General features: G+C 43.3%; 31 protein-coding genes and 1 tRNA gene. All 32 read right to left on the bottom strand.

What is annotated here, in order from left to right:
- Nucleotides 1–69 precede the first annotated feature (69 nt).
- On the bottom strand, nucleotides 70–498 hold the full coding sequence (locus AC58PV_RS26225) for a DUF2487 family protein (protein WP_497435576.1): 429 nt from the start codon (nucleotides 496–498) through the stop codon (nucleotides 70–72).
- 204 nt (nucleotides 499–702) lie between these two features.
- A complete protein-coding gene (locus AC58PV_RS26220; RefSeq protein WP_497415650.1) occupies nucleotides 703–891 on the bottom strand; it encodes an IDEAL domain-containing protein in 189 nt (62 codons plus the stop codon).
- 174 nt (nucleotides 892–1,065) lie between these two features.
- Nucleotides 1,066–2,181 (bottom strand): hypothetical protein, encoded by a 1,116-nt coding sequence (locus AC58PV_RS26215; RefSeq protein WP_497435712.1) that lies wholly within the window; start codon nucleotides 2,179–2,181, stop codon nucleotides 1,066–1,068.
- Between the two features lie 137 nt (nucleotides 2,182–2,318).
- A complete protein-coding gene (locus tag AC58PV_RS26210; RefSeq protein WP_497435575.1) occupies nucleotides 2,319–2,909 on the bottom strand; it encodes a histidine phosphatase family protein in 591 nt (196 codons plus the stop codon).
- A 45-nt stretch (nucleotides 2,910–2,954) separates the two neighbouring features.
- Nucleotides 2,955–3,584, bottom strand: a complete 630-nt coding sequence (locus AC58PV_RS26205; RefSeq protein ID WP_497435574.1) for an anti-sigma factor family protein — start codon at nucleotides 3,582–3,584, stop codon at nucleotides 2,955–2,957.
- Between the two features lie 6 nt (nucleotides 3,585–3,590).
- Entirely contained in the window at nucleotides 3,591–4,172 is a 582-nt protein-coding gene (locus AC58PV_RS26200; RefSeq protein ID WP_436237100.1) for an RNA polymerase sigma factor, read from the bottom strand.
- 402 nt (nucleotides 4,173–4,574) lie between these two features.
- The gene (locus tag AC58PV_RS26195; RefSeq protein ID WP_497435573.1) at nucleotides 4,575–5,498 is read right to left on the bottom strand and encodes a polysaccharide deacetylase family protein; all 924 of its coding nucleotides are present in this window, start codon (nucleotides 5,496–5,498) and stop codon (nucleotides 4,575–4,577) included.
- A gap of 113 nt (nucleotides 5,499–5,611) precedes the next feature.
- Nucleotides 5,612–6,700: a prephenate dehydrogenase gene (locus AC58PV_RS26190; RefSeq protein WP_497435571.1), complete on the bottom strand. Its 1,089-nt coding sequence runs from the start codon at nucleotides 6,698–6,700 to the stop codon at nucleotides 5,612–5,614.
- Nucleotides 6,701–6,727: 27 nt separating this feature from the next.
- Nucleotides 6,728–7,828, bottom strand: coding sequence for a histidinol-phosphate transaminase (gene hisC / locus AC58PV_RS26185; RefSeq protein WP_497435570.1), 1,101 nt, complete (start codon nucleotides 7,826–7,828; stop codon nucleotides 6,728–6,730).
- A 19-nt stretch (nucleotides 7,829–7,847) separates the two neighbouring features.
- Complete coding sequence (trpA, locus tag AC58PV_RS26180; RefSeq protein ID WP_497435569.1) at nucleotides 7,848–8,660, bottom strand: tryptophan synthase subunit alpha; 813 nt, start codon at nucleotides 8,658–8,660, stop codon at nucleotides 7,848–7,850.
- Between the two features lie 3 nt (nucleotides 8,661–8,663).
- Nucleotides 8,664–9,857: a tryptophan synthase subunit beta gene (gene trpB, locus AC58PV_RS26175; protein ID WP_497435567.1), complete on the bottom strand. Its 1,194-nt coding sequence runs from the start codon at nucleotides 9,855–9,857 to the stop codon at nucleotides 8,664–8,666.
- On the bottom strand, nucleotides 9,854–10,552 hold the full coding sequence (locus AC58PV_RS26170) for a phosphoribosylanthranilate isomerase (RefSeq protein WP_497435566.1): 699 nt from the start codon (nucleotides 10,550–10,552) through the stop codon (nucleotides 9,854–9,856). The genes trpB and AC58PV_RS26170 overlap by 4 nt, the downstream gene beginning before the upstream one ends.
- A 25-nt stretch (nucleotides 10,553–10,577) precedes the next feature.
- Complete coding sequence (gene trpC / locus AC58PV_RS26165; protein WP_497435565.1) at nucleotides 10,578–11,372, bottom strand: indole-3-glycerol phosphate synthase TrpC; 795 nt, start codon at nucleotides 11,370–11,372, stop codon at nucleotides 10,578–10,580.
- On the bottom strand, nucleotides 11,362–12,402 hold the full coding sequence (trpD, locus tag AC58PV_RS26160) for an anthranilate phosphoribosyltransferase (RefSeq protein WP_497435711.1): 1,041 nt from the start codon (nucleotides 12,400–12,402) through the stop codon (nucleotides 11,362–11,364). Before trpD ends, trpC begins: the two co-directional genes overlap by 11 nt.
- A gap of 21 nt (nucleotides 12,403–12,423) precedes the next feature.
- Nucleotides 12,424–13,971: an anthranilate synthase component I gene (gene trpE / locus AC58PV_RS26155; RefSeq protein ID WP_497435563.1), complete on the bottom strand. Its 1,548-nt coding sequence runs from the start codon at nucleotides 13,969–13,971 to the stop codon at nucleotides 12,424–12,426.
- A 288-nt stretch (nucleotides 13,972–14,259) separates the two neighbouring features.
- Entirely contained in the window at nucleotides 14,260–14,646 is a 387-nt protein-coding gene (gene aroH, locus AC58PV_RS26150; RefSeq protein WP_068670323.1) for a chorismate mutase, read from the bottom strand.
- 3 nt (nucleotides 14,647–14,649) lie between these two features.
- Entirely contained in the window at nucleotides 14,650–15,744 is a 1,095-nt protein-coding gene (gene aroB, locus AC58PV_RS26145; RefSeq protein WP_497435562.1) for a 3-dehydroquinate synthase, read from the bottom strand.
- 1 nt (nucleotide 15,745) lies between these two features.
- Nucleotides 15,746–16,909, bottom strand: a complete 1,164-nt coding sequence (gene aroC, locus AC58PV_RS26140; RefSeq protein ID WP_497435561.1) for a chorismate synthase — start codon at nucleotides 16,907–16,909, stop codon at nucleotides 15,746–15,748.
- Between the two features lie 262 nt (nucleotides 16,910–17,171).
- Nucleotides 17,172–17,336, bottom strand: a complete 165-nt coding sequence (locus AC58PV_RS26135) for a hypothetical protein (protein ID WP_167355947.1) — start codon at nucleotides 17,334–17,336, stop codon at nucleotides 17,172–17,174.
- Nucleotides 17,337–17,427: 91 nt separating this feature from the next.
- Nucleotides 17,428–18,210, bottom strand: coding sequence for a CheR family methyltransferase (locus AC58PV_RS26130; RefSeq protein WP_497435560.1), 783 nt, complete (start codon nucleotides 18,208–18,210; stop codon nucleotides 17,428–17,430).
- 123 nt (nucleotides 18,211–18,333) lie between these two features.
- Complete coding sequence (gene ndk, locus AC58PV_RS26125) at nucleotides 18,334–18,777, bottom strand: nucleoside-diphosphate kinase (RefSeq protein ID WP_497435558.1); 444 nt, start codon at nucleotides 18,775–18,777, stop codon at nucleotides 18,334–18,336.
- Between the two features lie 59 nt (nucleotides 18,778–18,836).
- Nucleotides 18,837–19,814, bottom strand: a complete 978-nt coding sequence (locus AC58PV_RS26120) for a polyprenyl synthetase family protein (RefSeq protein ID WP_497435557.1) — start codon at nucleotides 19,812–19,814, stop codon at nucleotides 18,837–18,839.
- Complete coding sequence (locus AC58PV_RS26115; protein ID WP_497435556.1) at nucleotides 19,811–20,674, bottom strand: menaquinone biosynthetic enzyme MqnA/MqnD family protein; 864 nt, start codon at nucleotides 20,672–20,674, stop codon at nucleotides 19,811–19,813. Before AC58PV_RS26115 ends, AC58PV_RS26120 begins: the two co-directional genes overlap by 4 nt.
- The gene (locus AC58PV_RS26110) at nucleotides 20,655–21,269 is read right to left on the bottom strand and encodes a UbiX family flavin prenyltransferase (RefSeq protein ID WP_497435555.1); all 615 of its coding nucleotides are present in this window, start codon (nucleotides 21,267–21,269) and stop codon (nucleotides 20,655–20,657) included. Before AC58PV_RS26110 ends, AC58PV_RS26115 begins: the two co-directional genes overlap by 20 nt.
- Nucleotides 21,266–22,141, bottom strand: a complete 876-nt coding sequence (locus tag AC58PV_RS26105; RefSeq protein ID WP_497435553.1) for a UbiA-like polyprenyltransferase — start codon at nucleotides 22,139–22,141, stop codon at nucleotides 21,266–21,268. Before AC58PV_RS26105 ends, AC58PV_RS26110 begins: the two co-directional genes overlap by 4 nt.
- 7 nt (nucleotides 22,142–22,148) lie before the next feature.
- Nucleotides 22,149–22,901: a demethylmenaquinone methyltransferase gene (locus AC58PV_RS26100; protein ID WP_497435552.1), complete on the bottom strand. Its 753-nt coding sequence runs from the start codon at nucleotides 22,899–22,901 to the stop codon at nucleotides 22,149–22,151.
- A gap of 12 nt (nucleotides 22,902–22,913) precedes the next feature.
- The gene (locus AC58PV_RS26095; protein ID WP_497435550.1) at nucleotides 22,914–23,780 is read right to left on the bottom strand and encodes a heptaprenyl diphosphate synthase component 1; all 867 of its coding nucleotides are present in this window, start codon (nucleotides 23,778–23,780) and stop codon (nucleotides 22,914–22,916) included.
- A 99-nt stretch (nucleotides 23,781–23,879) separates the two neighbouring features.
- Nucleotides 23,880–24,413 carry a hypothetical protein gene (locus tag AC58PV_RS26090; RefSeq protein WP_497435549.1) on the bottom strand — a complete coding sequence of 178 codons (534 nt, stop codon included), beginning with the start codon at nucleotides 24,411–24,413 and terminating at the stop codon, nucleotides 23,880–23,882.
- Nucleotides 24,414–24,535: 122 nt separating this feature from the next.
- Nucleotides 24,536–24,784 carry a trp RNA-binding attenuation protein MtrB gene (gene mtrB / locus AC58PV_RS26085; protein WP_497435547.1) on the bottom strand — a complete coding sequence of 83 codons (249 nt, stop codon included), beginning with the start codon at nucleotides 24,782–24,784 and terminating at the stop codon, nucleotides 24,536–24,538.
- A 77-nt stretch (nucleotides 24,785–24,861) separates the two neighbouring features.
- Nucleotides 24,862–25,788: a phosphatase PAP2 family protein gene (locus AC58PV_RS26080; protein ID WP_497435546.1), complete on the bottom strand. Its 927-nt coding sequence runs from the start codon at nucleotides 25,786–25,788 to the stop codon at nucleotides 24,862–24,864.
- Between the two features lie 105 nt (nucleotides 25,789–25,893).
- Nucleotides 25,894–25,967, bottom strand: a tRNA-Pro gene (locus AC58PV_RS26075).
- 161 nt (nucleotides 25,968–26,128) lie between these two features.
- Nucleotides 26,129–26,401, bottom strand: coding sequence for an HU family DNA-binding protein (locus AC58PV_RS26070; protein ID WP_056614405.1), 273 nt, complete (start codon nucleotides 26,399–26,401; stop codon nucleotides 26,129–26,131).
- Nucleotides 26,402–26,543 lie beyond the last annotated feature (142 nt).

Here is a 26,543-nt window from a genome sequence, read left to right as displayed (position 1 = left end):
ACAATCATCCATTACTACCCTTATCTTGCACATTTTTTTTCCATTAATACATGATATCACCAAAGTTGCTTAGACAGGGTACCATAGTTGTTGTACTTGTTTGGAAATACCCGCTCTAATCGCCTCTGATTGCTCTGCCCATTGCTCGATATCGACAACAATCAACAAATCTGTCTCGGCAGATTTCCAGTGGACGGCTTCCGAATGCATAGTGACTACAATGATGTAACGAAATCCGCTTTTCTTTAATTGATGCACAATGGAATCCACTTGCTCACTTGCACCCGTATCTGCTATGTAATGAAGAGCTGGATATGTAACAACTCTGCCCTTGAAAGGAATTTCAATAATTTCCATGACATCACGGAGCCGCTCCAACACTGTTGTCACTTGCATCGGATCCTCATTTCCTGCCAATCCAGTAACAGGTAGAAGACACGTATCCAAATAGGGTTTCAATTCCTTCCATTCTTGTAAAACAATCTCATTAAATTTCAAGGTGTAGCGCCTCCCTATCATTTACCAAAAGAACTTCCACTATGTAGCGTAAGCTCAACTTGTACTTTAAGTACTGTAATCCGTCCTCCCTTAGCTGTCAATCCACGATTTCGTCCTGGATCTGAACATGGTTTACATCATACAAAAAAGACATTGGATTGGTATCCACATGTCTTCAAGTTTAACTTATTCATGCGCAGCTAATTACCCTAGTGATTGTAAAATCCTTAGTTCAGACGTTAGCGCCAAGAAAGATATCTGATCTCCTTTAGCAAGTGCGCTATCAATTTCCTTATAAAGATTTTCTTCCCTATATTTGCGTAAGGCATTATCCCAAATCATTTCCGCGAAAAGTGCCAGCAGCGCATCGTTAGATACATTCATTTTTCCCATGAGACCTACCTCCAAATGTTGTCCGCGGTTTGTCAGGAGCTTCTTTTTCGCAAAAATATGTTTGCATTATGGTGTACGCCAACCCGTTGTTATGCTCCTATTACATCATATTCACTAGTTAATTCAACGCTTCATTCAAATGCCCGTTTGAACGGGAATGTGTTAATACCTAGATCAGAAGAGAACTACTTTGTCTTCTTCTGCAATGCTAATTCCACGAATTACTCTGGAGCCTATCTTGGTAACTTGTATAACAACCCCATGCGTGTGATCTTCGCCTATTCGGATCAATCCCATGTGCATCATCATTTGTAGGATTCGCTGCTCGACAATGGATTCTGATCCATCATAATAGAATGGCTTAACTAATTGACTAAATAAATCTACAACAGAAGCCATCGTCACCCACTGATCACAAAGGCGATCTAGCCACACGGATATGCTTTGTAAACTTGGAATCGGATTTTTGTATAGCCTCAGCCAAAACTTATAGATATCCGATACTGTTTCTTTCTTGCCTTCTACTAACCGTTCCTTACCTGCTTCTGTTAGATGTAGCACCATACCATGCTCACTGATGAGCTCGTGGTAATAGCAATAATCATAGATGAGTGAAAATCGATTCGGATATTCCTTAAACATTCGTCCATACCCAAATCTCCACGTTCCCTTGGCTACCAATCCCTCTTGAACAGATAATAGACTGAGGAGCTGCCCAAGTTGTCTTTTGTACATAAAACCCTCGGCTGTTAAAGGCATTTCTTGCTGTGCAACTGCCGTTAAGAAAAGAAATATGTCGTCAACTAGAAGTAATTGCTCATCACGATAGACCGTTGGTTCTTCCGTTTTCACCAAAGCTTGTTTAAATTGCTTGGCCAATGCATCACCAAATCTTCGTTTTAAATCCGCTGGAACATGAAATAGGTATTTGGTTTGTTGGGAATACCCGTTAAACAGCCAACCTAGTTTCTTGAATTTCAGAATCATATCCCTCGGATTCCAATCTTCTGATGATTCTTCTTTCTGAAAACGTGATTGCTGGGCTCTAGCGATAAGTTCCTCCATACTAAATGAATTACGAGGATCGGAGAGCAATGCGTTAAGGAAGCGGATGTTTTCCAAACTAAGATTTTGAATGTGTTTTTCGAATATGTCTTTGCGCATGGCCGTACTCAGGATCGATTGAATCAAATCATTTTTAGAATGACCATTGCACTCACACTCGTAGGTATGTGCAATTCGGCCTAATTCATGGATATCGGCATAGCTAAGCATATCCGCTAGGTTCATTTCCATCCTACAACTCCTATCTGGCGGAGTTTTCTACTCCAATGTTTCTAGTAACCATTATGGGATTTTTTTCCGAAAATATTCCGTGACAAACAAAAAAACATGACTCGATAGAGTCATGTTTACTCATGATTACTTTATGTCATTGGTTCCGATGCTGTTTGTAAATGGGTTAAACAATTATACAACTGCAGCTCCCATTGATCACTTTGTCGTAATAGAAGAGTCAATGAGGTATTCTGCAGGAATTCCTCTTGATTCAATTTCAACACGCGAAGAACTTGAACAATAAAACCACCATGCGAGATTAGTAAAATTTTCTTACTAGGGTAGAGATTCAATATCTCTGTTTCTAGATCAAGCCATCTTGCCCAGAGCGCACTGTCCGACTCCTGACCTAGATCCTGAAGCTTCCACTCGGTTCCCCAGCGTTCTTCTCTCTCAGCGACTGTAGTTCCCTCAACTAACCCATATTTACGTTCTCTTAACCTTTTATCCTTATGCAGGAAAGGAATGCCAGAGAGCGAGGAAATAATTTGTGCAGTTTCATTCGCTCGCTTCAAATCACTGCTAATAATCCCATCCCAACTCTCATGAGATAATCGCAGTCCAAGCAGTCTAGCTTGTTCTCTGCCTTCGTCTGTCAAATCTGTATCCAGCTGCCCCTGTAACTTGCCTAAACGATTCCACTCCGTACTTCCGTGCCGTATAAACCCGATCGTCGTCATTCTTAACCTCCAGCGCTAGAAATGAAAAATGCCCCATGAGGAGCACTATGATTTGGTTCGCGATAACCAATTCATGATTATTATCGTTGCTACTAAACCTAGAAGTGATACGACTAATAAGTAATGGGGATACGAATGAATCGGTCCTACATGAAACCGTAAAGGTTCCATGAAACTTGGATTCAGACTAGCCACGGCATCACCTAACTTATGTCCATTCAAAGATTCAGTACCGCTAATTTTGAGTGCTTGAGGCGCTTCAAGGTCATATAGTGAATTATCCGCGGATGCCATTGTTGACTGTGGAGATCCCTCATATACGATGGCAAATAAAAAGCTAAATACAAAAAGAGCTAAACAAAACGCAATAACCGCGGTTAAATTTCTTCTTAATTTATAGGAAATGGCATACATCCGCTCCGAAACTGGAATTCGCCATGATTCATCCTCATAAATTCGGCTCATTACTTTGGTGGAGACTATTGGCTCAAAGTCCGTCAGCTCCTCGTCCGTTGCTGCAGTGCGGATCAGAATCATGCTCTCTTCCCATATTTGAAACTCCTCGTTACAAGAGTCGCACGTTTCTAAATGCTTATCCACTGCTTGACGACGCAGGTCATCATTCGGCAAATCCCAGTAGACTCCAAATAATTCCTGGATCTCACTACACTTCATCGCTAGTCATCCCTTCGATTCTTCGAATATCGGCTCACTGAAATAAGGATCCAGATGCAGCTTGACGGATGCTCTCGCCCGAAATAGCAGCGATTTCACCGAGCTTACCGTTTGACCAAGTATGTTGGCAATTTCCTGATAATCCATCTGATCATACTCGCGTAAAATCAAAGCCGACCTCTGCTTTTCAGGCAAGCTATTAATCGCTTCGCGAACCATGGATACCTTCTCGTTCCTCAACATGGCTTGTTCTGGCATCGCATCAAAAGAAGCATGAGGGGTAAGCCCGCTCTGCTCTAATGATACTTGGACACTTTTATTTTTGCGCAGCTCACTCAATACGGTATTGCGGGCAATCGTATATAACCACGTAGAAAAAGATGCCTCGATCTCACGGAAAGAATGCAAACTGCGATACGCTTTATAAAATGTTTCATTACACAAATCTTCCGCAATAGCTTCCATTTGTGTGCTCTTCAGCATGTGAAAAATAAAGGCAAGGATTTTACGCTCGTAACGACGCATAAGCTCGTTATACAGCTGAACATTTCCATCCTTGATTTCTCTGATCAATTGGGAATCGGTCATTACGTGGCGACCCTCCTCGCGATTCCGGGTACCACTCCAACTGTTCATACATGTTGTACTTGTGTTGGAGTGAAAAGTTGCGTTGTATTTGCAAAAAATATAAATGTGGAATTGGGCAAACAATAAGCCTCTAATCTATTCTCGATTAAAGGCGAGATTCCTGCTAGTTTCGACAAATTGTTGGTTAAAGTTCATATTTCTGCTTCTACTCTACTATCGACATTTACCCTTCTTCCTTTTATATGTAATTAGAAAAGAAAAAAGACAAAAAAAAAACCGCCGAATCGGCGGTTGCACTTATGGTGCGATTATCGGATAGGAGTGGAGAGAAACCATACTGTACTTTTATTATATGTATACGGTTTCATTCTGTCAACACTTATTTGAAAACGTTTACTATCGCTATTTTGAATCAGTGAATTGAGCTTGTTCCCTCTTGGCTTGCTTTATCAAATTACTAATGGAATGCGGACGAACAAACGGACTACCACCATTGATTCGCGGAATTTGCATAGCGTCTGTCCATTCTGTCGCAATACCAGCTTTTGTTGTAAAAGCATATTGTATCCCTGCCTCATTCAAATAGGAAATTGTCGTATCGTCGTAACTTCCGTAGGGGTAAGCGTAAGCATCCACATTTTTCGAAGGATTCAGTTCCTTCAGTTTGGCGATACATTTGCGAGTATCCTGAAGAACTCTGCTCTTAAACTCAACCTCAGTTTCTAGCTTTCCATTTAGCAATAGTTTGTTGGATAGGATCGGTTTGCCATCTTTCATGGCATGAAGTTCGTCGGAGTGCCCCTGAAATTCAATATTAGGATCTTCTCTTGTAATCTGCTTAATCTCATCCTTGGATAGAGACGCGATCTTCGGCCTCTTGGGATCATCCAAATCTTTCGTGATAACGAAATTGACAGCAGGGATTTGAAGCCTCTTGAGAATCGGAAAAGCATGTGTGTAGAAGCTTTCGTAGCCGTCATCAAAGGTGACCAGAATGGCATTATCGGGTATTGGCTTGCCTGTCGTTTTGAAGTCCTTGAACTGGTCCAAGCTAATGAAATGGAAACCTTTCCGTTGTAACGAAACTAACTGCCGCTCAAACAGCCTTGGCGTTATGGTGACTGAACTCTGCTCAAATTCATCAATGTGATGATAAACAAGTACGGCAACCTCGTTCGAATAATACACATCTTTCGCACTTGCCAAAATAGGTGAAAAATTAAGAAAGACAATCATGACTGTCAGCAAGCTTACAATGAACATTCGGTACTTCAGATCAACCGCCCCATAACAATGAATAGTATGTATATAAATAATAAGACCCATTATAGCATGAGCCTTTTGACCTGTGAATCTGTTAATAAAAAATTAAAGGACTTCCTTCGCGATGGTAAATACCAACACAAAGAAAGTCCTAAAATGTTGCGAGTATTCAAAAATTATACATGTACCGCATATTCTTTGCCTAATAACGCCGAAGCGCGATCGGCTTCCTCTTGGTTACGGAACGACAATCGTAGGATACCAGGCACATCTTCACGGCTCTCGATAATTTGAATATTACTCAAATTAATTCGAGCATTTCCGAGCAGCGATGTAATTGAACCTATAATACCCGGGTGATCGGGTACATCCACATAAATATCGAATAAGGAAGTAAGAACACCTTTACGACGCTCCGGCAACTCTTTGCGGAATTCGCCAGCAATTCGAAACTGCTCAGCAATTCCTTCGCCGTCACTTTGTTCAATCAAATGAACGAATCGTGAAATCTCTTCATTCCAATCCTTAAGCAGCTTGAGCAACACAGCACGATTATTGACTAGAATATCGCGCCAAATCGTCGGTTCACTCGAGGCAATTCGCGTAATATCTCGAAAACCACCAGCTGCTAAGTTTTGATACAAAGGATTACTCTCGTTATAGCCCCTTACTTGATTAACAAGCGCAACGGCAATAATATGCGGCAAATGGCTAATTGCACCAACAATGTCATCATGCTCGCGAGCATCGACTTGCACGATTTGAGCCTTCGTATGACTAAGCAGGCTTGTCAGGCGATCCACCTCAGCCTGTGGCGTGCCTTCTGCTGGAGTTAAGACATAGAACGCATTCTCATACAGATGAGATGAAGCTGCTTCCACCCCATGTCGCTCAGAGCCTGCCATCGGATGGCCTCCGATAAAATAGTAGCCTTCCTTCAAGTGCGCTGCTGCGCTTTCTGTGATCGATGCTTTCGTACTGCCCACGTCGGTAATAATACAGCCTTGTTTCAAGGGTAGCTTCATCAGCTTCTGAACATATTCCTCCAAATTACCAACGGGTACGCAGAGGAAAATATAATCAGCCCCATCAACGGCTTCAGCCATATCTGTAGTTGCATGGTCAACAACATTCCGTTTCAACAGCTTATCGACAGAGTTCGGATTGGGTGAATGACCGATAACTGTAAAGTCTGGTTTTCCTTTGTAACATAAGGCAAGAGATCCACCGATCAGACCTACTCCGAATATTGCTATTTTCGTCATGGCAAGAATCAACCTTTATCTTCTGAATTAGACTAGAACTGGAACCTCTGCAAGAACTTCCGTTAAAGCCGCAATGAATTTGGCATTTTGCTCACTTGAACCGATCGTGACACGCAGCGATGTTGGGAAGCCCAGCATATGTCCACCACGAACAATCAGCCCACGGCGTAATAAGCCATTGAATACGTCTGAGGCTGGACGAGCAACATCCACCATTATAAAGTTTCCGTGTGCAGGGAATGAGTGCAGCCCAAGTTGTTTGAATTGTTCTTCTAAGTACGTTAAACCAGCTGAATTCGCTTCACGGCAGCTAGTGATGAAATCTTGATCCTTAATCGCTGCAAGCGCAGCAGCTTGTGCGAAGCGAGTCGTATTGAAAGGCTCACGTACTTGATTGATCGAGCGGATGACATCTGGATGCCCAATGCCGTAACCAATGCGAAGGGAAGCCAACCCATAGATTTTGGAGAACGTACGCAGAGAGATCACATTCTTGTACTGACCAATAAGCTCAATACTGTCAGGGAACTCACCCGTAGTGTTGTACTCGCAATACGCTTCATCAAGAACAACAATCGTATGTGCAGGAACTTTAGCTAAGAACGCTTTAATTTCCGCATCTGTATTCATCGTACCCGTTGGGTTATTAGGATTACAGATCCAAACAATCTTCGTACGATCCGTAATCGCTGCAGCCATTGCATCCAAATCGTGCGTTCCATCTTTCAATGGAACTTCAATGGAGATTGCGCCTTCGATTTCGCAATTGTGTTTATATTGCGGGAATGTGTGAGAAGCCATAACGGATTCATCACCTGGCACTAGAAAAGCACGAGCTAGCATCAGAATAACTTCATCAGAGCCAGCACCAAAAATTAGTTGATTCGTTTCAACGCCTAGAGAAGCTGCTACAGCTTCTGTTAATTGTACGGCGCCTCCATCTGGATACAAGCTAATATTAGCTATTTCTGCTTCGATGGCCGCCTTCACGTTAGGAGAGGAACCAAATGGATTCTCATTGGATGCCAATTTAATCACTTCTGTCAGTCCAAGCTCACGCTTGACTTCCTCAATCGGCTTGCCTGGTTGATACACGGGTAAATGTATAATCGTTTGTTTCGGTTTCATGAAGTCACCTCATCAATTATTAGTTCGAACGTTTTAATTGTCCTACAAAATTACCGATTTGTTTAAGTCCTTCTGGATGCGCAGCATCTTCAGTGAAATGTGGTAACGCGCTCTCAATCGTACGGACAATCGCACTCCCTACGACAACACCATCGCACAATTTCTCAAATCGTTCAACTTGTTCACGCGAAGATATGCCGAAACCCACAACAATCGGAACAGACGCAGCTTCACGAACGGTTGTCAGGAAATCTTCTATACCTCCAAAGAATTCGGCACGCTCGCCAGTTACCCCTAGAGAAGATACACAATAAACGAAACCACGTGCACTCGATGCAATCCGTTGTACACGTTCATTCGAAGTTGGTGCAACTAAAGGAATCAAATGAACACCATATTGCTCAGCAATGCCTCTAGTCTCACTATCTTCTTCCAGCGGGAGATCTGGAATAATAATGCCACTAATTTCATTCTCCTGCATCACTTTAAAAATACGTTCCAAACCTATTTGGAGTACCGGATTATAATAGGTGAAAAGAATGAAAGGCAGCTGTGAGCCGCGATTCCTTGCTTGTTTCGCAACATCAATGACATCAAAGATAGAGATTTTACGCTGCAACGCGCGCTCAGAGGAGCGCTGAATTACAGGTCCATCTGCGAGGGGATCCGAATACGGTACACCAAGCTCGATTAAATCCGCGCCTGCGCGTTCCATTTCTAGGATTAACTCCAAGGATGCCTCGATCGAAGGGTCACCGATTGTTAAAAAAGGGATCATTGCGGTTTCACCGCGCGCTTTGAGTTCAGCAAAACGACTGTCAATACGGTTCATCGCCTATACCCCCTCGCCAAGATAGCTAATAATGGATTCCACATCTTTATCACCGCGGCCTGACAAGCTTACGATAATAATCTGATCTTTGGACATAGTTGGTGCTAATTTGAGCGTTTGCGCAATAGCATGTGCACTCTCTAATGCAGGAATAATACCCTCAGTACGGCTCAGTAATTGAAGTGCATCCAGGGCCTCTTGATCCGTTATCGGATAATAGGTAGCACGTTCAGCATCTTTGAGATAGGCATGCTCGGGGCCAATTCCTGGGTAATCTAGACCTGCTGAGATCGAATGTGCTGGCAGAACTTGACCATACTCATCCTGTAGCAAATAGCTGAGTGACCCTTGGAATACACCTGGCGTTCCCTTCGTCATCGTTGCTGCATGCTCCTCCGTGTTAACGCCACGTCCTGCTGCTTCCACACCAATCAATTTCACAGACTCATCACCAACGAAGGGATAGAAAATCCCCATGGCATTGCTGCCTCCGCCTACACAAGCAACTACTGCATCTGGCAATCTGCCTTCTGTTTCCAAAATTTGTTCACGGGACTCATCCCCGATAACACGTTGGAAATCACGAACCATCATCGGATATGGATGGGGTCCAGTAACAGATCCCAGAATATAATACGTATCTTGCACGTTACTTACCCAGTAACGCAAAGTTTCGTTACAAGCATCTTTCAATGTGCGAGTTCCTGATGTAACAGGAATGACTTCGGAGCCAAGCAATTTCATGCGAAACACATTCAATTGTTGACGCTTCGTGTCTTCTTCGCCCATGAATACTTTACATTCGAAACCCATTAAAGCTGCAACGGTTGCTGAAGCTACACCATGCTGACCTGCCCCAGTTTCTGCGATAATTTTCTTTTTGCCCATGCGTTTGGCAAGAACTGCCTGTCCGATGGTGTTGTTAATTTTGTGCGCGCCTGTATGGTTTAAATCTTCACGTTTCAAATAAATTTTGGCTCCGCCAAGAAGCTCGGTTAAGCGCTCTGCATAATAAAGCGGAGTAGGTCTACCGGAATACTGCTTCTGCAAATAACGGACTTCAGCAATAAACTCAGGATCATCTTTATATTTGGCATAAGCTTCTTCAAGCTCATGTAAGGCATTCATCAATGTCTCTGGCACATAACGGCCACCGAACTTGCCAAATCTACCATGCTGATCAGGTACTTGTGTCACTTACGGGTCACCCTTTCCACAAACGCAGTTATTTTCGCAATATCTTTCACGCCATCTGTCTCCACGCCGCTCGATACGTCAACACCATCAGGTGCGTATGCATGTACTAATTGATCTACATTATCATGGCGGAGTCCACCTGCAACTAGCAGTTGAATGCCAGCACTTCGAGCCCACTCTTGATACACAGGAATGCAATCCCATGCAAAAGTTGTCCCAGAACCCCCACCATATACGGGGTCAAAAGTATCTAATAAGATGGCATCTACATGCCTAATATAAGGATTTAGTTGCTCTGCTACCTTCGAAAGAGACGGTATGGCATCTTCTGTTTTGGAAATGGATACGGATTTGAATACTTGTACATGAAAATGCTCACGAACCCAACCACAGAAAGTTGGTGTTTCCTGACTATGTAGCTGCACGATATCCAAAGGTGCAACAGCTAGGATTTCGATCAGCTGCTCCTTCGTTGGATTGACAAATACGCCTACAGAACGCGGAACTGTCTGGCCTTTCGCTTCTTCAGCTTTCAAGTAACCAATCAGCTCAGCCGCCTTCTCTGGCGTGACCTGCCGCTTGCTTGGTGCAAAAACAAAGCCGATATGAGCTATCGGCAAATGTACGATTGATTTTAACACTTCAACGCTTTGAAGTCCACAAATTTTTACCGTTGGAATCGTTCCTACAGTCATCAAATTCGCCTCTTTCTACCTATAACTACACCTTGTTGGTCAGCTCACCCATCAGCTCATGGACTGCTTGTTCAACGACGGGTTGTCGCATGAAATGCTCACCGATGAGTACAGCTTGTGCCCCTACTTTCTCGACATAAGCCATATCTTCAACCGTAGAAATACCACTTTCGCTCACAACCGTTTTGCCTTTTGGCATAAAACTTATTAGTTCTTCCGTTGTACCTAGATCAGTTACGAAAGTTTTTAAATTCCGATTATTTACACCTATCATTTGAGTATCCAGCTCCAATGCGCGCTCCAACTCTTCACGATCATGCACCTCGACGAGTGCATCTAAGCCAAGATCCTTGGCTAGCGTCAAATATTGCTTCATCTGCTCTGTTGTCAGAATCGCTGCAATAAGTAGGATGGCATCGGCTCCAAGTATTCTAGCCTCATAAATTTGTTTGGGGTCAATGGTGAAATCTTTGCGTAACAATGGAACATTGACCGCTTTACGCACAGCTTGCAAATATTCATTGCTTCCTTGGAAATACGAAACATCAGTCAATACCGAAATACAATCGGCACCTGCACGCTCATAGGACTGAGCCAATCCAACAGGTTCGAAATCCGCGCGAATTAATCCTTTGGACGGCGATGCTTTCTTCACTTCCGCGATAAGCCCCATGGAGCGGTTTTTGCCTAGCGTTAACGCCCGCTCAAAGCCTAAACAAGGAGGAAGCTGAGAAATTAGCTTTTCAGCCTCCCCAATCGAAAAATGGCTCATTGCATCTACTTCAATGCGTTTCGTAGCAACAATTTTATCAAGAAACATGGCATAATTCTCCTGTATATTGGATTAAATCATTTAACTTTTGCTCCGCACGTCCCGAATCGATTACGTCAGCGGCATATTTAACACCTTGCTGAAGCGTTCCTACAAGTCCAGTTACATAGAAACATGCTGCTGCATTCGCTAGCACAATGTCACGATGAGGACCTTTCTCACCGGCAAAAATATGACGAATGATTTCAGCGTTGAGTGAAGCATCCCCGCCAGCTACATCTTTGATACTATGTGCACGTAAACCTAAATCGTCCGGTGTAATGGTATACGTAGTGATTACATCCGATTTCAACTCTGTCACTTTGGTAGGAGCTGAGATACTGAACTCATCCAGGCCATCTTCGCTGGCCACAACAAGTGCGCGTTTCAACCCAAGTGCCTGCAGCGATTGCGCTAACATCTCGGTCTTGGTTCTGTCGAAGACACCAAGGACTTGGCGATCTGCGCCAGCAGGATTCGTTAACGGTCCAAGTAAGTTGAAAACCGTTCTAAAACCAAGTTCTTTGCGCGGTGCTGCAACATGTTTCATCGATTGATGATAAGCTTGCGCGAACATGAAGCAAATGCCAGTACGATCTAGACATTTTGCAGCTTGCTCCCCACTGAGCGTGATTTTAACGCCAAGAGCTTCCAAGACATCCGCACTACCGCTTTTACTTGACATTGCCCTATTGCCGTGTTTCGCTACTCGGATACCGCCTGCTGAAGCGACAATAGCTGCTGTAGTTGAAATATTGAACGTGTCCGCTCCATCCCCACCTGTTCCGCACGTATCAAGGAGGTCGCTTTGGTGTACCTTCACTTGCATAGCTTTGCTCCGCATCGTCTCCGCAAACCCAGTGATCTCTTCAAAAGTTTCCCCTTTGATTCGAAGCGCAGTTAATAGACTACCTATTTGTGCTGGAGAAGCAGTCCCATCCATAATTTCAGACATGACACTTCGTGCTTCTTCCCGGGATAAATGTTTGCCGCTAATTACTTTACCAAGAGCTTGCTGCATCAAATTATTTCCACTCATATTCATCGATGCCCCTTCCTTCTAGGAGTTAACCCAGTAATCTTTGTTAATCTCGCTAACAGGTCTAGGCTCAGGACTGAACATGGCTTCTGCCATACGAATTGATTTCAGCAAAGCCGTCGCTTTGTTCACGGTTTCTTGATATTCACTCTCAGGTACAGAATCCCAAACGATTCCTGCTCCTGCTTGTACATAGGCCTTACCATTTTTGAATACAATCGTTCGGATCGTAATGCACGTGTCTAAGTTCCCGGAGAATCCGAGATAACCAATCGCACCCGCGTAAGAACCACGAGACTCTGGCTCCAGCTCAGCTATAATGCCCATCGCTCTCAGTTTCGGTGCTCCAGACACCGTACCTGCAGGCAAACAGGAAAGGAAAGCATCGAAGAAATCTTTATCCTTGGCAATTTTACCAGACACATTGGAAACGATATGCATCACGTGAGAATAACGTTCAACGTCCATGAACGTATCACACTTCACCGTACCGAATTCGGAGACACGCCCGATATCATTGCGTCCAAGATCAACAAGCATCAGATGCTCAGCGCGTTCTTTCTCATCAGCAAGCAACTCTTTCTCATAGGCAAGGTCTTCCTCTGGGGTTTTCCCTCTAGGTCTTGTTCCAGCGATCGGCCGCGTTTCAACTTTTTCTTCCTCAACGCGAACTAATAGTTCCGGAGAGGTGCCCACAATAATCTCTTCATCCATTTTGAGCACATACATATAAGGCGATGGATTCATGGTTCGTAACACACGATACACCTGTAAAGGAGAAACTGTTGTTTCCATTTCAAACCGCTGCGAGAGCACGACTTGGAAAATATCGCCGGCGCGAATGTATTCCTTCGCTTTGTTCACATTGGATATGAACTTATCCTTCGTAATATTTGAGCGAATTTCACCTAAATCTGGTTCAGAAACAATTGGATTGTGTGTCATCGTTTCCGAACTAAGTGGTCTTTTAATTTTCTCAATCGTAGCATCGATTTTTTCACAAGTTGCCTGATAAGCTCTCGCGATGTCTGCATCCGTTGCAAACTGGGGAACATGCAAGTTCGCAATCACTTTGATCTGTTGCTTGAAATGATCGAACACGATGACCTGATCGCAAAACATAAATTGAATATCATTCATTTGTAAGTCATCAATCTGATGAGCTGGAAGTTTCTCATAGTATTGCAACAAATCATATCCGAAGAATCCAACCGCACCACCTGTAAAGCGTGGAAGGTCAGCAAGCTGAGGACTGGAGTAGGAACGAAGGTAAGCCTTCAACACTTCGATCGGTCTCTCATCCGTGATTTTTTTCTCGGATCCCGTTTCGATCGTTGTTTTTCCATGCTTCGCCGTGATCATCAAGAATGGATCGCTGCCTAAGAAGGAATAACGGGCCCATTTCACTCCTCCTTCTACGCTTTCTAATAGAAAAGCACGAGGCTCTTGATATAAATGTTGGAACACACGTATAGGCGTCTCAGTATCTGCTAGTAAATGTCGCACCACTGGGATGAGATTATAATCTTTGGACAAACGAATGACTTCTTGCAATTCAGGTGTATACATGGAAACATCCCCTCTCAGCTTGTGAGCTGCTCACTGTCTGCGGCGCTCAAAACTCTATTCGAATACAAAAAAACCTCTACCAAGGGTAGAGGTTGAATTTAGTTTCAGTAGACGATCAGGATGAATGTGAAAAAAGAAAATGAAGCCCAGGTATGAACAAATAGACGATCCCTCATGGGAACGAACCAATGGTCATATAGCTACTTTGCTTTTTCTCATCTCAACTCGGCTCTGCTCTACTCGACTAAACTCTGCTCTACTAACCTAAACTCATCTAACTTCACTATACTACCGGGTAGCTTCATTTGTCAATTTAACAATATCAGGACGAAGTTTCTTGGCTTCCTTCAAATACACATGGTTAATCTCCGCTTGGGATTTGGTGGTGTTCACCTGAACCATCAAACGAATACATTTGGGTAATGCATTCTCAACGGGTACTTCCAAGGAACACATCAAAGGAACAAGCTCCCACCCTACTAGCGAGCGAATCGCTACTGCTGGAAATATCGCTGTGATATCTGCTGTTACTGTAATGAAAACAGATCCAATATCTTCAGGAAGGAAATCATTCGCCTCTATAATAGCTTGCAGAAGCTCGCTTGTAGCCGCTAGTATCTCTTCTGCCTCGTTACGTTCAACCGTCGTTGCTCCACGAATTCCCCTTAAGTACATCGGTTATTTCTCCCCTTTTAGAAGGTCAACAATCTCTCTCACTTGTTGAGAAGTAACATCCTTACGAATCTCGACTTTACCAATTTCGGTCGGGATGATATACACCATCGTACCTTCTTTGAATTTCTTATCATGCATCATAGCGCTCATAATGCGATCTGTGTCCAAATGTGATGGTATACGCACAGGCAATCCGTATTTCATAAATAAACCTTTGGTAACTGTGTGTATGTCCTCGCTGTAGCCAAATTGCTGTGCAAGCTTCGCTGCGCCAACCATCCCAATGGCAATCGCCTCACCGTGCAACAACTCTCCGTAGCCTGCTACGGCTTCTAAAGCGTGACCAATGGTGTGTCCAAGGTTTAATATCGCACGGAGATCATTCTCACGTTCGTCTTGGGAAACAACGATGGCTTTCACCCGACAACCTATGTAAAGTGCATAACTTAATGCTTCTGGATCTAGCCCCAGCAGCTTATCTGCATTTTCATCGCACCATTGTGTGAAAGCAGCATCCCAGATCAAGCCATGCTTGATCACTTCGGACAGGCCTGCCTTCACTTCACGCTCAGGCAAAGTTAACAGCAAGTCGATGTCGAAGAGGACAAGCTCAGGCTGGTGAAACGCCCCGATGATGTTCTTTGCCATCGGGTGATTAACCGCGACCTTGCCGCCGACAGAACTGTCGTGGGCAAGGATGGTCGTCGGGATCTGCACGAAGCGGATCCCGCGCATGAAGCTCGCCGCAGCGAAGCCGGCGAGGTCGCCGACTACGCCGCCTCCGAGGGCAATGATCGCAGAATTGCGATCAAGGCCCGCCTGGAGGGCGGCGGTAACGATTCCCTCGAGCTGCGCGAGGGATTTGGATGTTTCGCCTGCAGGCACGACGCAGGCTGTCGCGGCGAAGCCGCCGTCGCGGAGCAGCGTCAGGACGCGCTCCAAGTGCAAGGCCGCCACCGATTCGTCGGTGACGATGAGCAGCGGCGACTTGCGGCTGAGCTTCGCGCGATCGAACAGTGCCGAGATATTGGTAAGAATGCCTTGGCCAATATAAATGGGATAAGAACGTTCTCCAAGCTCTACGGTAAGTTCTCTCATCTTAGTAGTTCTCCACTTGCTTGAGAAAATTCGTAAGGTTCGTGCGAATCTCTTCAATGGAGTCTCCACCGAATTTATCTAAGAAAGCATTCGCCACTTCCCAAGCAATCACATTCTCCATGATGACGCCTGCTGCTGGCACGGCACAAGTATCGGAACGCTCCACTTGAGCTGTAAATACTTCTTTCGTATCGATATCAACGCTTTGCAAAGGCTTGTACAACGTCGAGATCGGTTTCATTACACCGCGAACGATGATTTGCTCGCCAGTTGTCATACCGCCTTCGAATCCGCCTGCGCGATTCGTTCTGCGTCTGAAACCTTCTTCTTGTGTGTACAAGATTTCGTCGTGAACATTAGAACCTCTGCGCTCTGCTGCTTCGAAACCAATTCCGAACTCCACACCTTTGAAAGCTTGAATGGAAAGAACCGCTTGCGCAATTTTACCATCCAGTTTACGGTCCCACTGCACGTGACTACCGAGGCCTACAGGTACACCTTCGATAATTACTTCTACGATACCACCTAATGTATCGCCATCTTCTTTGGCGGCATCAATGGCAGCGATCATTTTCGCTTCTGCTTCTTTGTCAACAACGCGTACTGGTGATTCTTCAGTAATACGAATAAGTTCATCAACAGGAAGCTCTTGACGCTCTACTTCGACATCACCGATACGAATAACTTGTCCAGCTACTTTGATACCGAACTCAGCAAGCAATTGACGAGCAACTGCTCCAGTAGCTACACGCATCGTTGTTTCACGCGCACTGGATCTTTCCAAAATATTACGCAAATCTTTTTGATTATATTTGAGGCCGCCATTTAAATCCGCATGTCCAGGACGAGGACGGTTCACACGGCGTTTGCCTTCGTTATCTTCTTCAACGGGTTCAATTCCCATAACCGAAGTCCAATGTTTCCAGTCATTATTCACAACGACAAGTGCAATTGGAGCACCTGTTGTTTTGCCATGACGCACGCCACCTGCAATAGTAGCTGTATCTTTCTCAATTTGCATCCGACGACCACGACCATAGCCTTTTTGACGTCTATGTAATTGATGGTTTAAATCTTCAAAGTTAAGGTTTACATTGCTTGGAAAACCTTCAATAATCGCAGTGAGCTGCGGTCCATGCGTTTCACCTGCTGTTAAATATCTCACAATCCGTTACCCCCTAAGAATTTTACGAAGAACATCGAACTCCGTATATAAACATACTAGTATGGAAAAACCGAGCTTATGTACTTAATGTGCCATGAAAAGACGCAACATCAAGCACTTTAGCGCTTTGACGCGCGATTATCTGTTGTCATTATAGTATAGCTACTCATGTTTGGCAACAACACAAATGCAAAAACACGCTTCACAGGCAAGGGAGAATCCCTTCCGCGCAAGCGTGTCATTATCTAATCAGGAACCACAATTACCCGTGCATATGCTGCTTCTGGACGACCCTCGGAGGCTCACTAAGCTGAGGATCATTCATTAGTCCCGTAATTTGTGAGGAATCCACTCCTAAGATCTGAGCGCATTCTTGAATGGAAATCATTCCTCTGCGATAAGCGGTAATCACCTTGCGTTTGTCCATGATAGCCCCCTAAGCGTGTATGCATTGTTCAAAGCTTGGTATCCCCTCACTTTGCACTGCTACATCTTAGTATTGGAAAATAAGGAAGTTCTTATACTCCCTTTTTCCGATAAAAGAACGTTTCAGCTGCTTCCAGGTCATATTGACCAGGGGAAAAAATCTGCTCTGTCGAACCAACGAAAAGTAGACCACCTGGTTTTAGCGCTTTGGCAAACTTCTGGTACAGCACATGCTTCGCTTCTTCTGTAAAATAAATAATAACATTTCGGCAAACAATGAGATCGTAACCGCTATCAAATGTATCAACAAGCAAATTTTGCTTTTGAAATTTCACTGACCTTTTGAGTTCATCTGAAACATGGAACATCAGGCCATCTTGTTTGAAATATTTCTTTACATAGTTGCTTGGTACATCACGCACAGAACGATCCAAGTACATCCCTTTACGAGCTTTCTCCAAGGCGCCATCGTCAATATCTGTGGCGTGCAAGCTCGTTTCACCCAATGCCCCTTGCTCCGCTAAAATCATAGCTAACGTGTACGGTTCTTCACCTGTAGAGCAGGCTGCACTCCAAATCTTCAACCGTCGATTACGTTTAAGCATCTCTGGAATGAATTTCTGTTCCACAAGCTCCCAGCGGTTCGGATTTCTCCAGAACTCAGAAACATTGATCGTCATCCGATCCAAGAACTCATAGAACAGTTCCTTGTCCTTCATCATCGCTTCAAAAAAAGAAATAAACGTATTGTAACCCCGCTTCATCCGCAAGGTAGTTAGTCGTCTCTTCATTTGCGCTTCTTTATATAACGCAAGATCTATGGACGTGTGTTCCTTAATCTTTTTAATAAACAACAAAAAATCTTGATCTTCCATGCTGGCCACCCACCTTGATCATTATGTACCCTGATACATTCTGTGTGGATTTACTAAATTCCTTTATATAAAAACAAAAAGAACCTGAATCGTTTCAGATATCAGATTCTTTGCATGATGCGTTTAGATCCATTCTTGAATGTTCTTTGAATATGTAAAAATTTCGTTAGGCTGAAAAAAATTATTGATTTCACGTTCGGCACTTTCGGGTGAATCAGATCCATGAATCAGATTGAGATTCGTATGTACAGCGTAATCACCGCGGATGGTACCAGGTGCGGCTTCCAATGAATTCGTTTTGCCAATCATGGTTCTGGACAATGTGATAACTTGATCACCATGCCATACCATTGCAAAAACTGGTCCTGATGTAATAAAATTCACAAGTCTCTCGAAAAAATCTTTTCCCTTATGCTCCGCATAATGGATCTCGGCTTGTTCTCGGGAAATGACCGTCAACTTGCTCGCAATCAATTGGAAACCTTTCTGCTCAAACCGTTTTACAATCTCGCCAATAAGTCCCCGTTGTACACCATCTGGTTTAACCATGAGAAATGTTTTTTCCATTGGAAGACTACCTCCTAAAAGTTTTCGTCAGAAAACTAGCTTCGTAAGCATTCGCTTCGTTAATAAGATCGATTCCCAATAAAATGAGCGATTTCGATAAGATCTTTCTTCGCTTGGTTATTCGGCAGCTGGTCTAATGACGAAATCGCCTTATCAATATACACCTGGGAGAGTCGATCGGCTTCCTTGATACCAGCACTGCCTCGAATCATTTCTAAGAATCGACTTACATCGGTTTGTCCATCCAGTTTATGTATTCGATCAAGTTCTGTCAATATCGCTGGCTTTAAAGCTGGATCTTGCAGAGACAAAATGATAGGCAGCGTAATATTCCCTTGCTTGACATCACTTCCAGGGGGCTTCCCGATCTGTTTCTCGGTACCTGTCAAGTCCAGAATGTCATCTCTGATTTGGAAGGCCATACCTACATTATAACCAAAATTATACAATTTAGTGCTCATCCAGTCAGGAGCGCCCGAAGCCATGGCTCCTAATTGGCAAGAGATGGCGATTAACAAGGCAGTTTTGCGCCTGATACGAAGTAAATAGTCGCGTATGGTTTGCTCGGAATGAAAGAAAAAACGAATCTGCTCCATTTCCCCAATGGACATTTCAACAATCGCTTTGGACATAATCTGATGAACTCTCGGATCTGGAATCTGAGTAATTACACCTAACGCTCTTGCGAATATAAAATCTCCTGTAAACATCGCAATACGATTATCCCACTTGGAGCGAACCGTTAATTGACCACGCCGAGTGTTTGCATCATCAATCACGTCATCATGCACAAGCGAAGCCATATGAATAAGTTCTAATGGTACTGCTACGTTTTTCATGGTTTGAAGTTCATAGGTGCCGAATTCACCAGACAGCAGAACGAAAACGGGTCTTATCCGTTTCCCTCCCGCTTTAAGTAGATGAATCGAAGTTTCTCTTAGTAGAGAATGATCGTTATTCACACTCTCTTCCAGCTCTTTTTCTATCGCTGAAATATCTTTTCTTTTTCTGGCGTAAATCTCCAACAAATTTTTCATTCGGTCACCCGTGCCAAATTATTATCTTCCCAAATGCCAATCTGAACTGGCTTCGGCAAGAAACCAAGTTCGTAACAGTATTGATAGTACGATTGAAGTCCTTCCCACTGCTCAGCAGCGAAATCATAACACAGCGTATGAAAATAATGATGCCAATAGTCGGCACTGCCACCAACGGTAGCTTGTGCTTCTTCAATCATATATTTCGGCTCACGATGAGCCTTTTCCTTACTAGCCTTAAACGCTTCAAAGATCGTAGAAACAAGTTCTGGATAGTTACGAATCGTTTCTTTACGAATTGCCCAGACAGCGAATGTCATCCATTTCCCCGTCCATTTGGCCCATTCTTGACCAAGGTCCGTGATCATATACTTCTGATTCCGCCAGCTTTCCTTAATCGCATCATCACCAATGAGAAGAGCAGCATCTGCCCCCTCCATCATTTGCTCTAAATTTGGGTTCGCATACTCGTACGTCGGCTTGCCTTGATAGAACTTTTCTAGAATAATTTTGAGTAAATTAACGGAAGTCGCAGACGTCGTAGGAAGAATAATTTTCCCATTCACAATTTCCCGTAAAGGCTTGTCATGAAAAAGTAAAATGGAATTGACCTCACCATAAGAGCTAACGGATAGGTCCGGGAAAAGCATATAATCTTCAAAAAATTGACCATATGAAAATGAAGAAATCGGGCCCATATCAATTCGGCCTTCAGCCATCGCTTTATTCAGTGATGTAGGTACCTGTTCAATAATATCGACTTCTGAACTATTCATTTCCTCAGGAAAATAATAATAGATCGGCCACACATTTGTATAATTGATTCGACCTATTCGAATTTTAGGGTCTAGGCTGCTCATCAATATCCCCCCATCTGCGGTACAAGGAATGTTCAATCTCCATGCTATCCATTACTTTGCCTACCAAAAAGTCAACCATCTCATCGATTGAGCGCGGACGATTATAGAAGGCTGGCATAGCCGGTATCATTCGCACTCCCATTCTTGTTAGGGTTAGCATATTTTCTAAATGTATAGCATGCAGAGGAGTTTCCCTCGGCACCAGAATTAATTTTCTTCCTTCTTTCAACATGACGTCCGCGGTACGCTCAAGCAAATTATCGGACGAACCATGTGCAATACCTGATAATGTCCCCATTGAGCACGGAATGACGACCATCCCCTTGGTGCGAAAAGAACCACTCGCCACTGTCGCTCCAATGTTTGCTACAGGGTGATATTCATACGAGCCAGCTCGTCCACCGAAGTGTTTCTCCAGTACCTCAACACGTTTCGTTACATGCCAGTCATGTTCATCTTGCAGAACACGCCATCCGGCATCTGTAATAATAAGATGTACATCTAAACCGAGATCCAATAGCACTTCACATAATCTAACGCCGTAAATAGCCCCACTCGCACCAGAAATGCCAATAACCCAGTTGCCGTTACTCATGAGTGCTTGCTCACAAGAACATCAAGCAATGTGAAAGTAAACATCACTAAACTCAATACGCCATTCATCGTGAAGAAGGCCGTATTTAATTTTGACAAATCCTGTGGAGTCACGAGCCTATGTTCTTTAAACAGCAGGACATAAGCAATAACTAATCCTATCAAATATAACCAGCTAAGATGCGTTATGAAAAATAAGGAGACTAGACCGATCGCAGTTAAGACATGTAAGACACGTGCTGTTTGTAGTGCTGCTTTAATACCAAATCGACTTGGTAGTGAGTGCAGCCCTTCCTTACGATCAAACTCGGCATCCTGGCAAGCATATATAAGGTCGAAACCAGCACTCCAACATGCCACGGTTAGGAAAAAGATGATCGACGCCCATGTAAATTCACCTGTAATGGCAATCCAACCACCAAGCGGGGCAAGCCCCAACGTCAAACCCAGGACGAAATGGCATGTCCACGTGAACCTTTTGGTATAGGAATAAATCACAAGAAAGAAAACAGCGATAGGGAGAAGCTTCATGGATAATGCACTTAGATGATAGGTTGCCCAGAAAAGAACAGCAAATGAAATGACAATATAGAGAATAACTTGCGGTATTGAAATGAGACCGGCAGGAATAGCACGATTCGCTGTTCTTGGATTACGCTTATCAATAGCCTGATCAATAACGCGATTCAATGCCATCGCGGCAGTTCTTGCCCCCACCATAGCTAAGGTGATCCAACCGATCTGTGCCCAGCTAGGTAAGTGCCCCTGCCATACAACGGATCCGAGTATCGCTCCCATGAATGCAAAGGGTAACGCAAACACACTGTGTTCAAATTTAATCATCTCGAGAAAAATCTTTAGTTTAGTAAACATATGTGTATTACACTCCTGATTTCTTATTCCCTTTAGTCCCTACATGTAGCGCGGCGACACCACCAAAGAGTGGATGGGCTTGTACGTGATCTAAACCATTCTTCGAAAAGATGGCCGCAAGTTGCTTATGATCTGGAAAAGAAATTAATGATTCCGGTAACCACTTGTATTGTTCATATTTCTTGACAATCAATTTACCTAGGAACGGCATGATATGCCGAAAATATACATAATAAATGGACTTAAACGGTTGCCACGTTGGTTTGGATAACTCTAAAGACACAACTAGCCCTCCGGGCTTAACGACACGTTGCATTTCACGAATGACCTGCTCAAGATCGGGAACGTTACGCAAAGCAAACCCGATTGTAGCATAATCAAACGTATTGTCGTCAAACGGAAGACTCATCGCATTGCCTTGTATGAGCTCGACTTGCTGGTCTAAACGTAATTGTTTAATTTTCTCCGCACCAATATCCAGCATATTCTGGCTGAAATCCAATCCAACCATTTTCCCTGTTCTACTCGCTTGAGCGAGACTAATTGTCCAATCACAAGTTCCACAGCATAAATCAATGGCTGTATCCCCAGGCTGCACGTTCATCTTCTTCATTGCAAATTTGCGCCAAGCTTTATGGCGATTAAAACTAATAATATTATTCATCAAATCATATTTAGGTGCGATACTTTCAAAAACACCATGTACAAATTCTTCTTTACTTTTTCCTTTTTTATCACTATTCGTATTGCTTACACTCATTCCCAGGTCCCCTTAAATTTCTTCTAACACTTTAGGATACTCCCCAGTCCATCGTAAAAAGGGCTCTCCCATGTGAAAGAGTTCACTTTGTAGCACATCCGATTCCAGCTTTTTAACAAAGTCCTGCAATTGATTCGTTTGCGCGCTTAGCAATTTATACAATTGTGAAGATATATTGTATTTATGCAGAAGTGTACGTATCTTCGTCGTATCTATCTCTTCACCTTGTAATAACTTCCGCTCTTCTCGTGTGCCGTTCTGGTTAATATGCCAATAACCCCAGCTACCCCTGAACTTAGAAATCGTTTCTATCCGGAAAATTTCAGTGAACAAGAGCTCACATCTTACAAAGCCTCGTAGAATTTCAGGCCATGCTTGTTTGTTTGCCCCATGCAAGACCTCTGAAAAAGACAAAAAAAGCTGAGATTTAATCTCCACCGTTAGGTGAATGTAATCTTCTGCCGTCAGTTTCAGCTGTTTCATTTTCGTATAGCTGCTCATTTTTAACCGATTGACTTCACAGATCGCATTTGAAAGTTGCTTAATCATCTCAATCTGCCCTGTTTTAGCTAACAGATGATAAAATCTCGCACTAAAATAATCGCCTGCAAGCACTTTGAGCTGCCTGGACCTTGATGCTTTCTTCTCCTTGGCTTCATTGGATGCTGTCACAAGATCATGCGTATCGAGACCTAACTGCACAAGAGCTGTTGCTACAGTAAATAATTCACTTAAGGAGCTTAGTTTGTTATTTTCATTCAAGAATGCAAACAACAGACGTGTGCGCAACTCGGGAAAATCGGGCAAGTCTGTGTGAATTTGGATCATATCATACTCCGTGTACTGCTTAGCGATCTCAGGGATCCGATAAGAATTCATGCAAAAGCCTCCGTAACCGTATGCCAAATATCATTTTATGAAACTGGATGTCTCAATCCAAATTATTATAGCATAACACGTTAATAGAAGCACAATAAATTATAGTGGATACTTTTGCTGCCATTTGGAAGTATACGTGATGCGAAAACGGTTCTGAAGCTCTTGCTCCAATTGGATTAAACTAAGCTCCGACGGTTTCTTTTCCATATCTTTGCCAAATTCACGTTGAGCAACCATAGCCAAGACAAGCTGCGTTGAAGTTGTATCGACTGTACCGGAATAGTCAATGATCCGCACCCACACTTGATCGACATTCTTAGTATTTACAAGCATCGTTTGTGCAATTGTATACAAATCACGATATACCGCTATCGTCTCCGCATTCTTGGGCAAACTCAAATCAAGTGACAATCGAGACGTACTCAGTTCAACTTTCCTTATTCGCAACTGCAGCGGAATTTGCACTAAGAGGTCTGCCAAGTTATTTTCAGTAAGTTGTCCCCCCCGATTATTGGACCACGTGTAGTCCGACCCTAAACCTGATGAAAGATCCAACTTCGGTAACAGGGATAGACTTATCGCCACAACAACCGAAATGCCTAATGTAATCACAATGCGCATTGGCCATTTCACAATCAACACCTCCTAAGCATATGTAGGAGCAAATAACCAACAGGTTATCTAAAGAAACAAGTCCTATACACCATTGTACATAGAAAAAAAGCAGGCTATGCCTGCTTTTCCATTATTATCTCTTATTCTTCTGTATCGATCGTGCCAAACTTGGTCATAATCAAAGCTTTGCCTCTTACTTTAACCGCGGAAGTGTGCTCAGTGAATTGTGCAATCATTACTTCACCCTTGTCCAGCTTCTCTGTATGATGAAAACGTGTGTCTTGTCCACGAGTTAACCCAATTACATGAACACCATTATCTTTCGCTTTAATGACAAAATACTCGTTACCGTTCGTACTTGATTGATCTGACTTATTCGATTGTTCCATATCCATCCTCCGTTCTAACCTACCCATAAATCTCTTACCTAATGATGCCAAAAAAAGTAACCAGAAGTCAACATGTCCTACATAGTTAATTCAGAAGATGATGCAGTTGCACGTTTGTCATAGAACCGTTTGAACTTCGCCGGTACAATATGAGTCGCCCCTATACGAATAAGAAAATCCGTCAATTTAACAGTACCGTAAGCGAATAACATGCCCGCGATGACATCGATCACCCAATGAATTTGCAAATACAACGTTGAAAAAATAATAGCCGCGCAGTACATCACCATCATGTATTTGAAAATACGATCCTTCTCACGAAGTGCAAGTAACAGCATGGCAAATGAAATGGACGTGTGCATACTTGGAAAGCAATTCATCACGGCCACTAATAAGGAATTTTCATCCGTAAACACTCGATGCAGTAAATCAGGCTGCTTATTTACATACCATACCTCATGAAGCAGAATCAAATTATAAAAAGGTAAGATTAACGGAAATTGCAGCATATGGCCAGAGAGTGCATAAGACAACATTTTTCTAACACTACGGGTCCAAAAACTGCGAACTATACAGATCCAAAGCGAGAGTACAAAGCCGTAATTATATACCCACACCATCGCTCTATCCAAAAATGGTGTTGCGATCCATCTTGCCCATCCTCCGGAATTCAACGGGATCGCATTCATATAGCTATCCCAGCGCCAAGGGTGCCGATTATTTTCAAACATCCAATTCGCAATCTTCCACCAAAATCCATTGCCTGTCCCATAAAAATAATAAAAAACGCCTAGGAGTGGAATGCCGATTAGAAAAAAGCGTTTCCAATCCACATTAATCTGATCCTGCCGCACGCCTAATAAACAAATACATAATAATATCCAACATTCCGTGCTCCAGTTCCCTACCGTGCCAATTTGCCATATCAAGAAAATCGATGCAATTATTCCGAACATCGTCCAATCCATTGACTTCATAAGCTCATTCCACTTCAACTTAGTCAATCCCGTACCCCCTACGTATCCCAAGAGATTCAAACACATGAATGTGCACTAACACAATATCTTGGCAATAGAAAAAGACATCGAACGCCGATGTCTCAGTCATAATCGGAGTAACACGATTCGAACGTGCGACCTCACCCACCCCAAGGGTGCGCGCTACCAGGCTGCGCCATACCCCGTCACGTTTACAGCCACAAATAACGCATTCACTTTTGTAAGTATAGTAGGAGAATTTCAAATTGTAAAGCCATTTTCAGGCAAAACAAATAAAGCCGTCATCCGCATTTAGCGGCTACGGCTTTATCATTATGTAACGTTCAATCCTATGTATAAATACAAATTATTGAATGCCATCTTTAAGTGCTTTACCAGGTTTGAAAGCTGGAATTTTACTTGCTGGGATATCAATTTCTCCACCAGTCTGTGGATTGCGTCCTTTACGAGCAGAACGTTCACGAACTTCGAAGTTACCAAACCCAACCAATTGTACTTTATCTCCACCTTGCAATGCTTCAGAAATTGCATCAAAAACAGCATCTACTGCTTTCGTTGCGTCTTTCTTGGAAAGCTCAGATGTTTCCGCAACTTTGTTGATCAATTCAGATTTATTCATGCCATTCACCTCCCCCCAAAATTTCTCACTACCGTTACTTCCTGTTTTCACCGTTTTCCCAAAAATTATACATAAACTTCTGAAAAATCGTTGATTTTCTAAGCAAAATGAACTTTGAAAGCAGACGAATAAATTCATAGTA

It is taken from the genome of Paenibacillus sp. J22FR83 (assembly GCF_059691955.1).
This window is presented reverse-complemented; position numbering and strand designations above follow the sequence as displayed.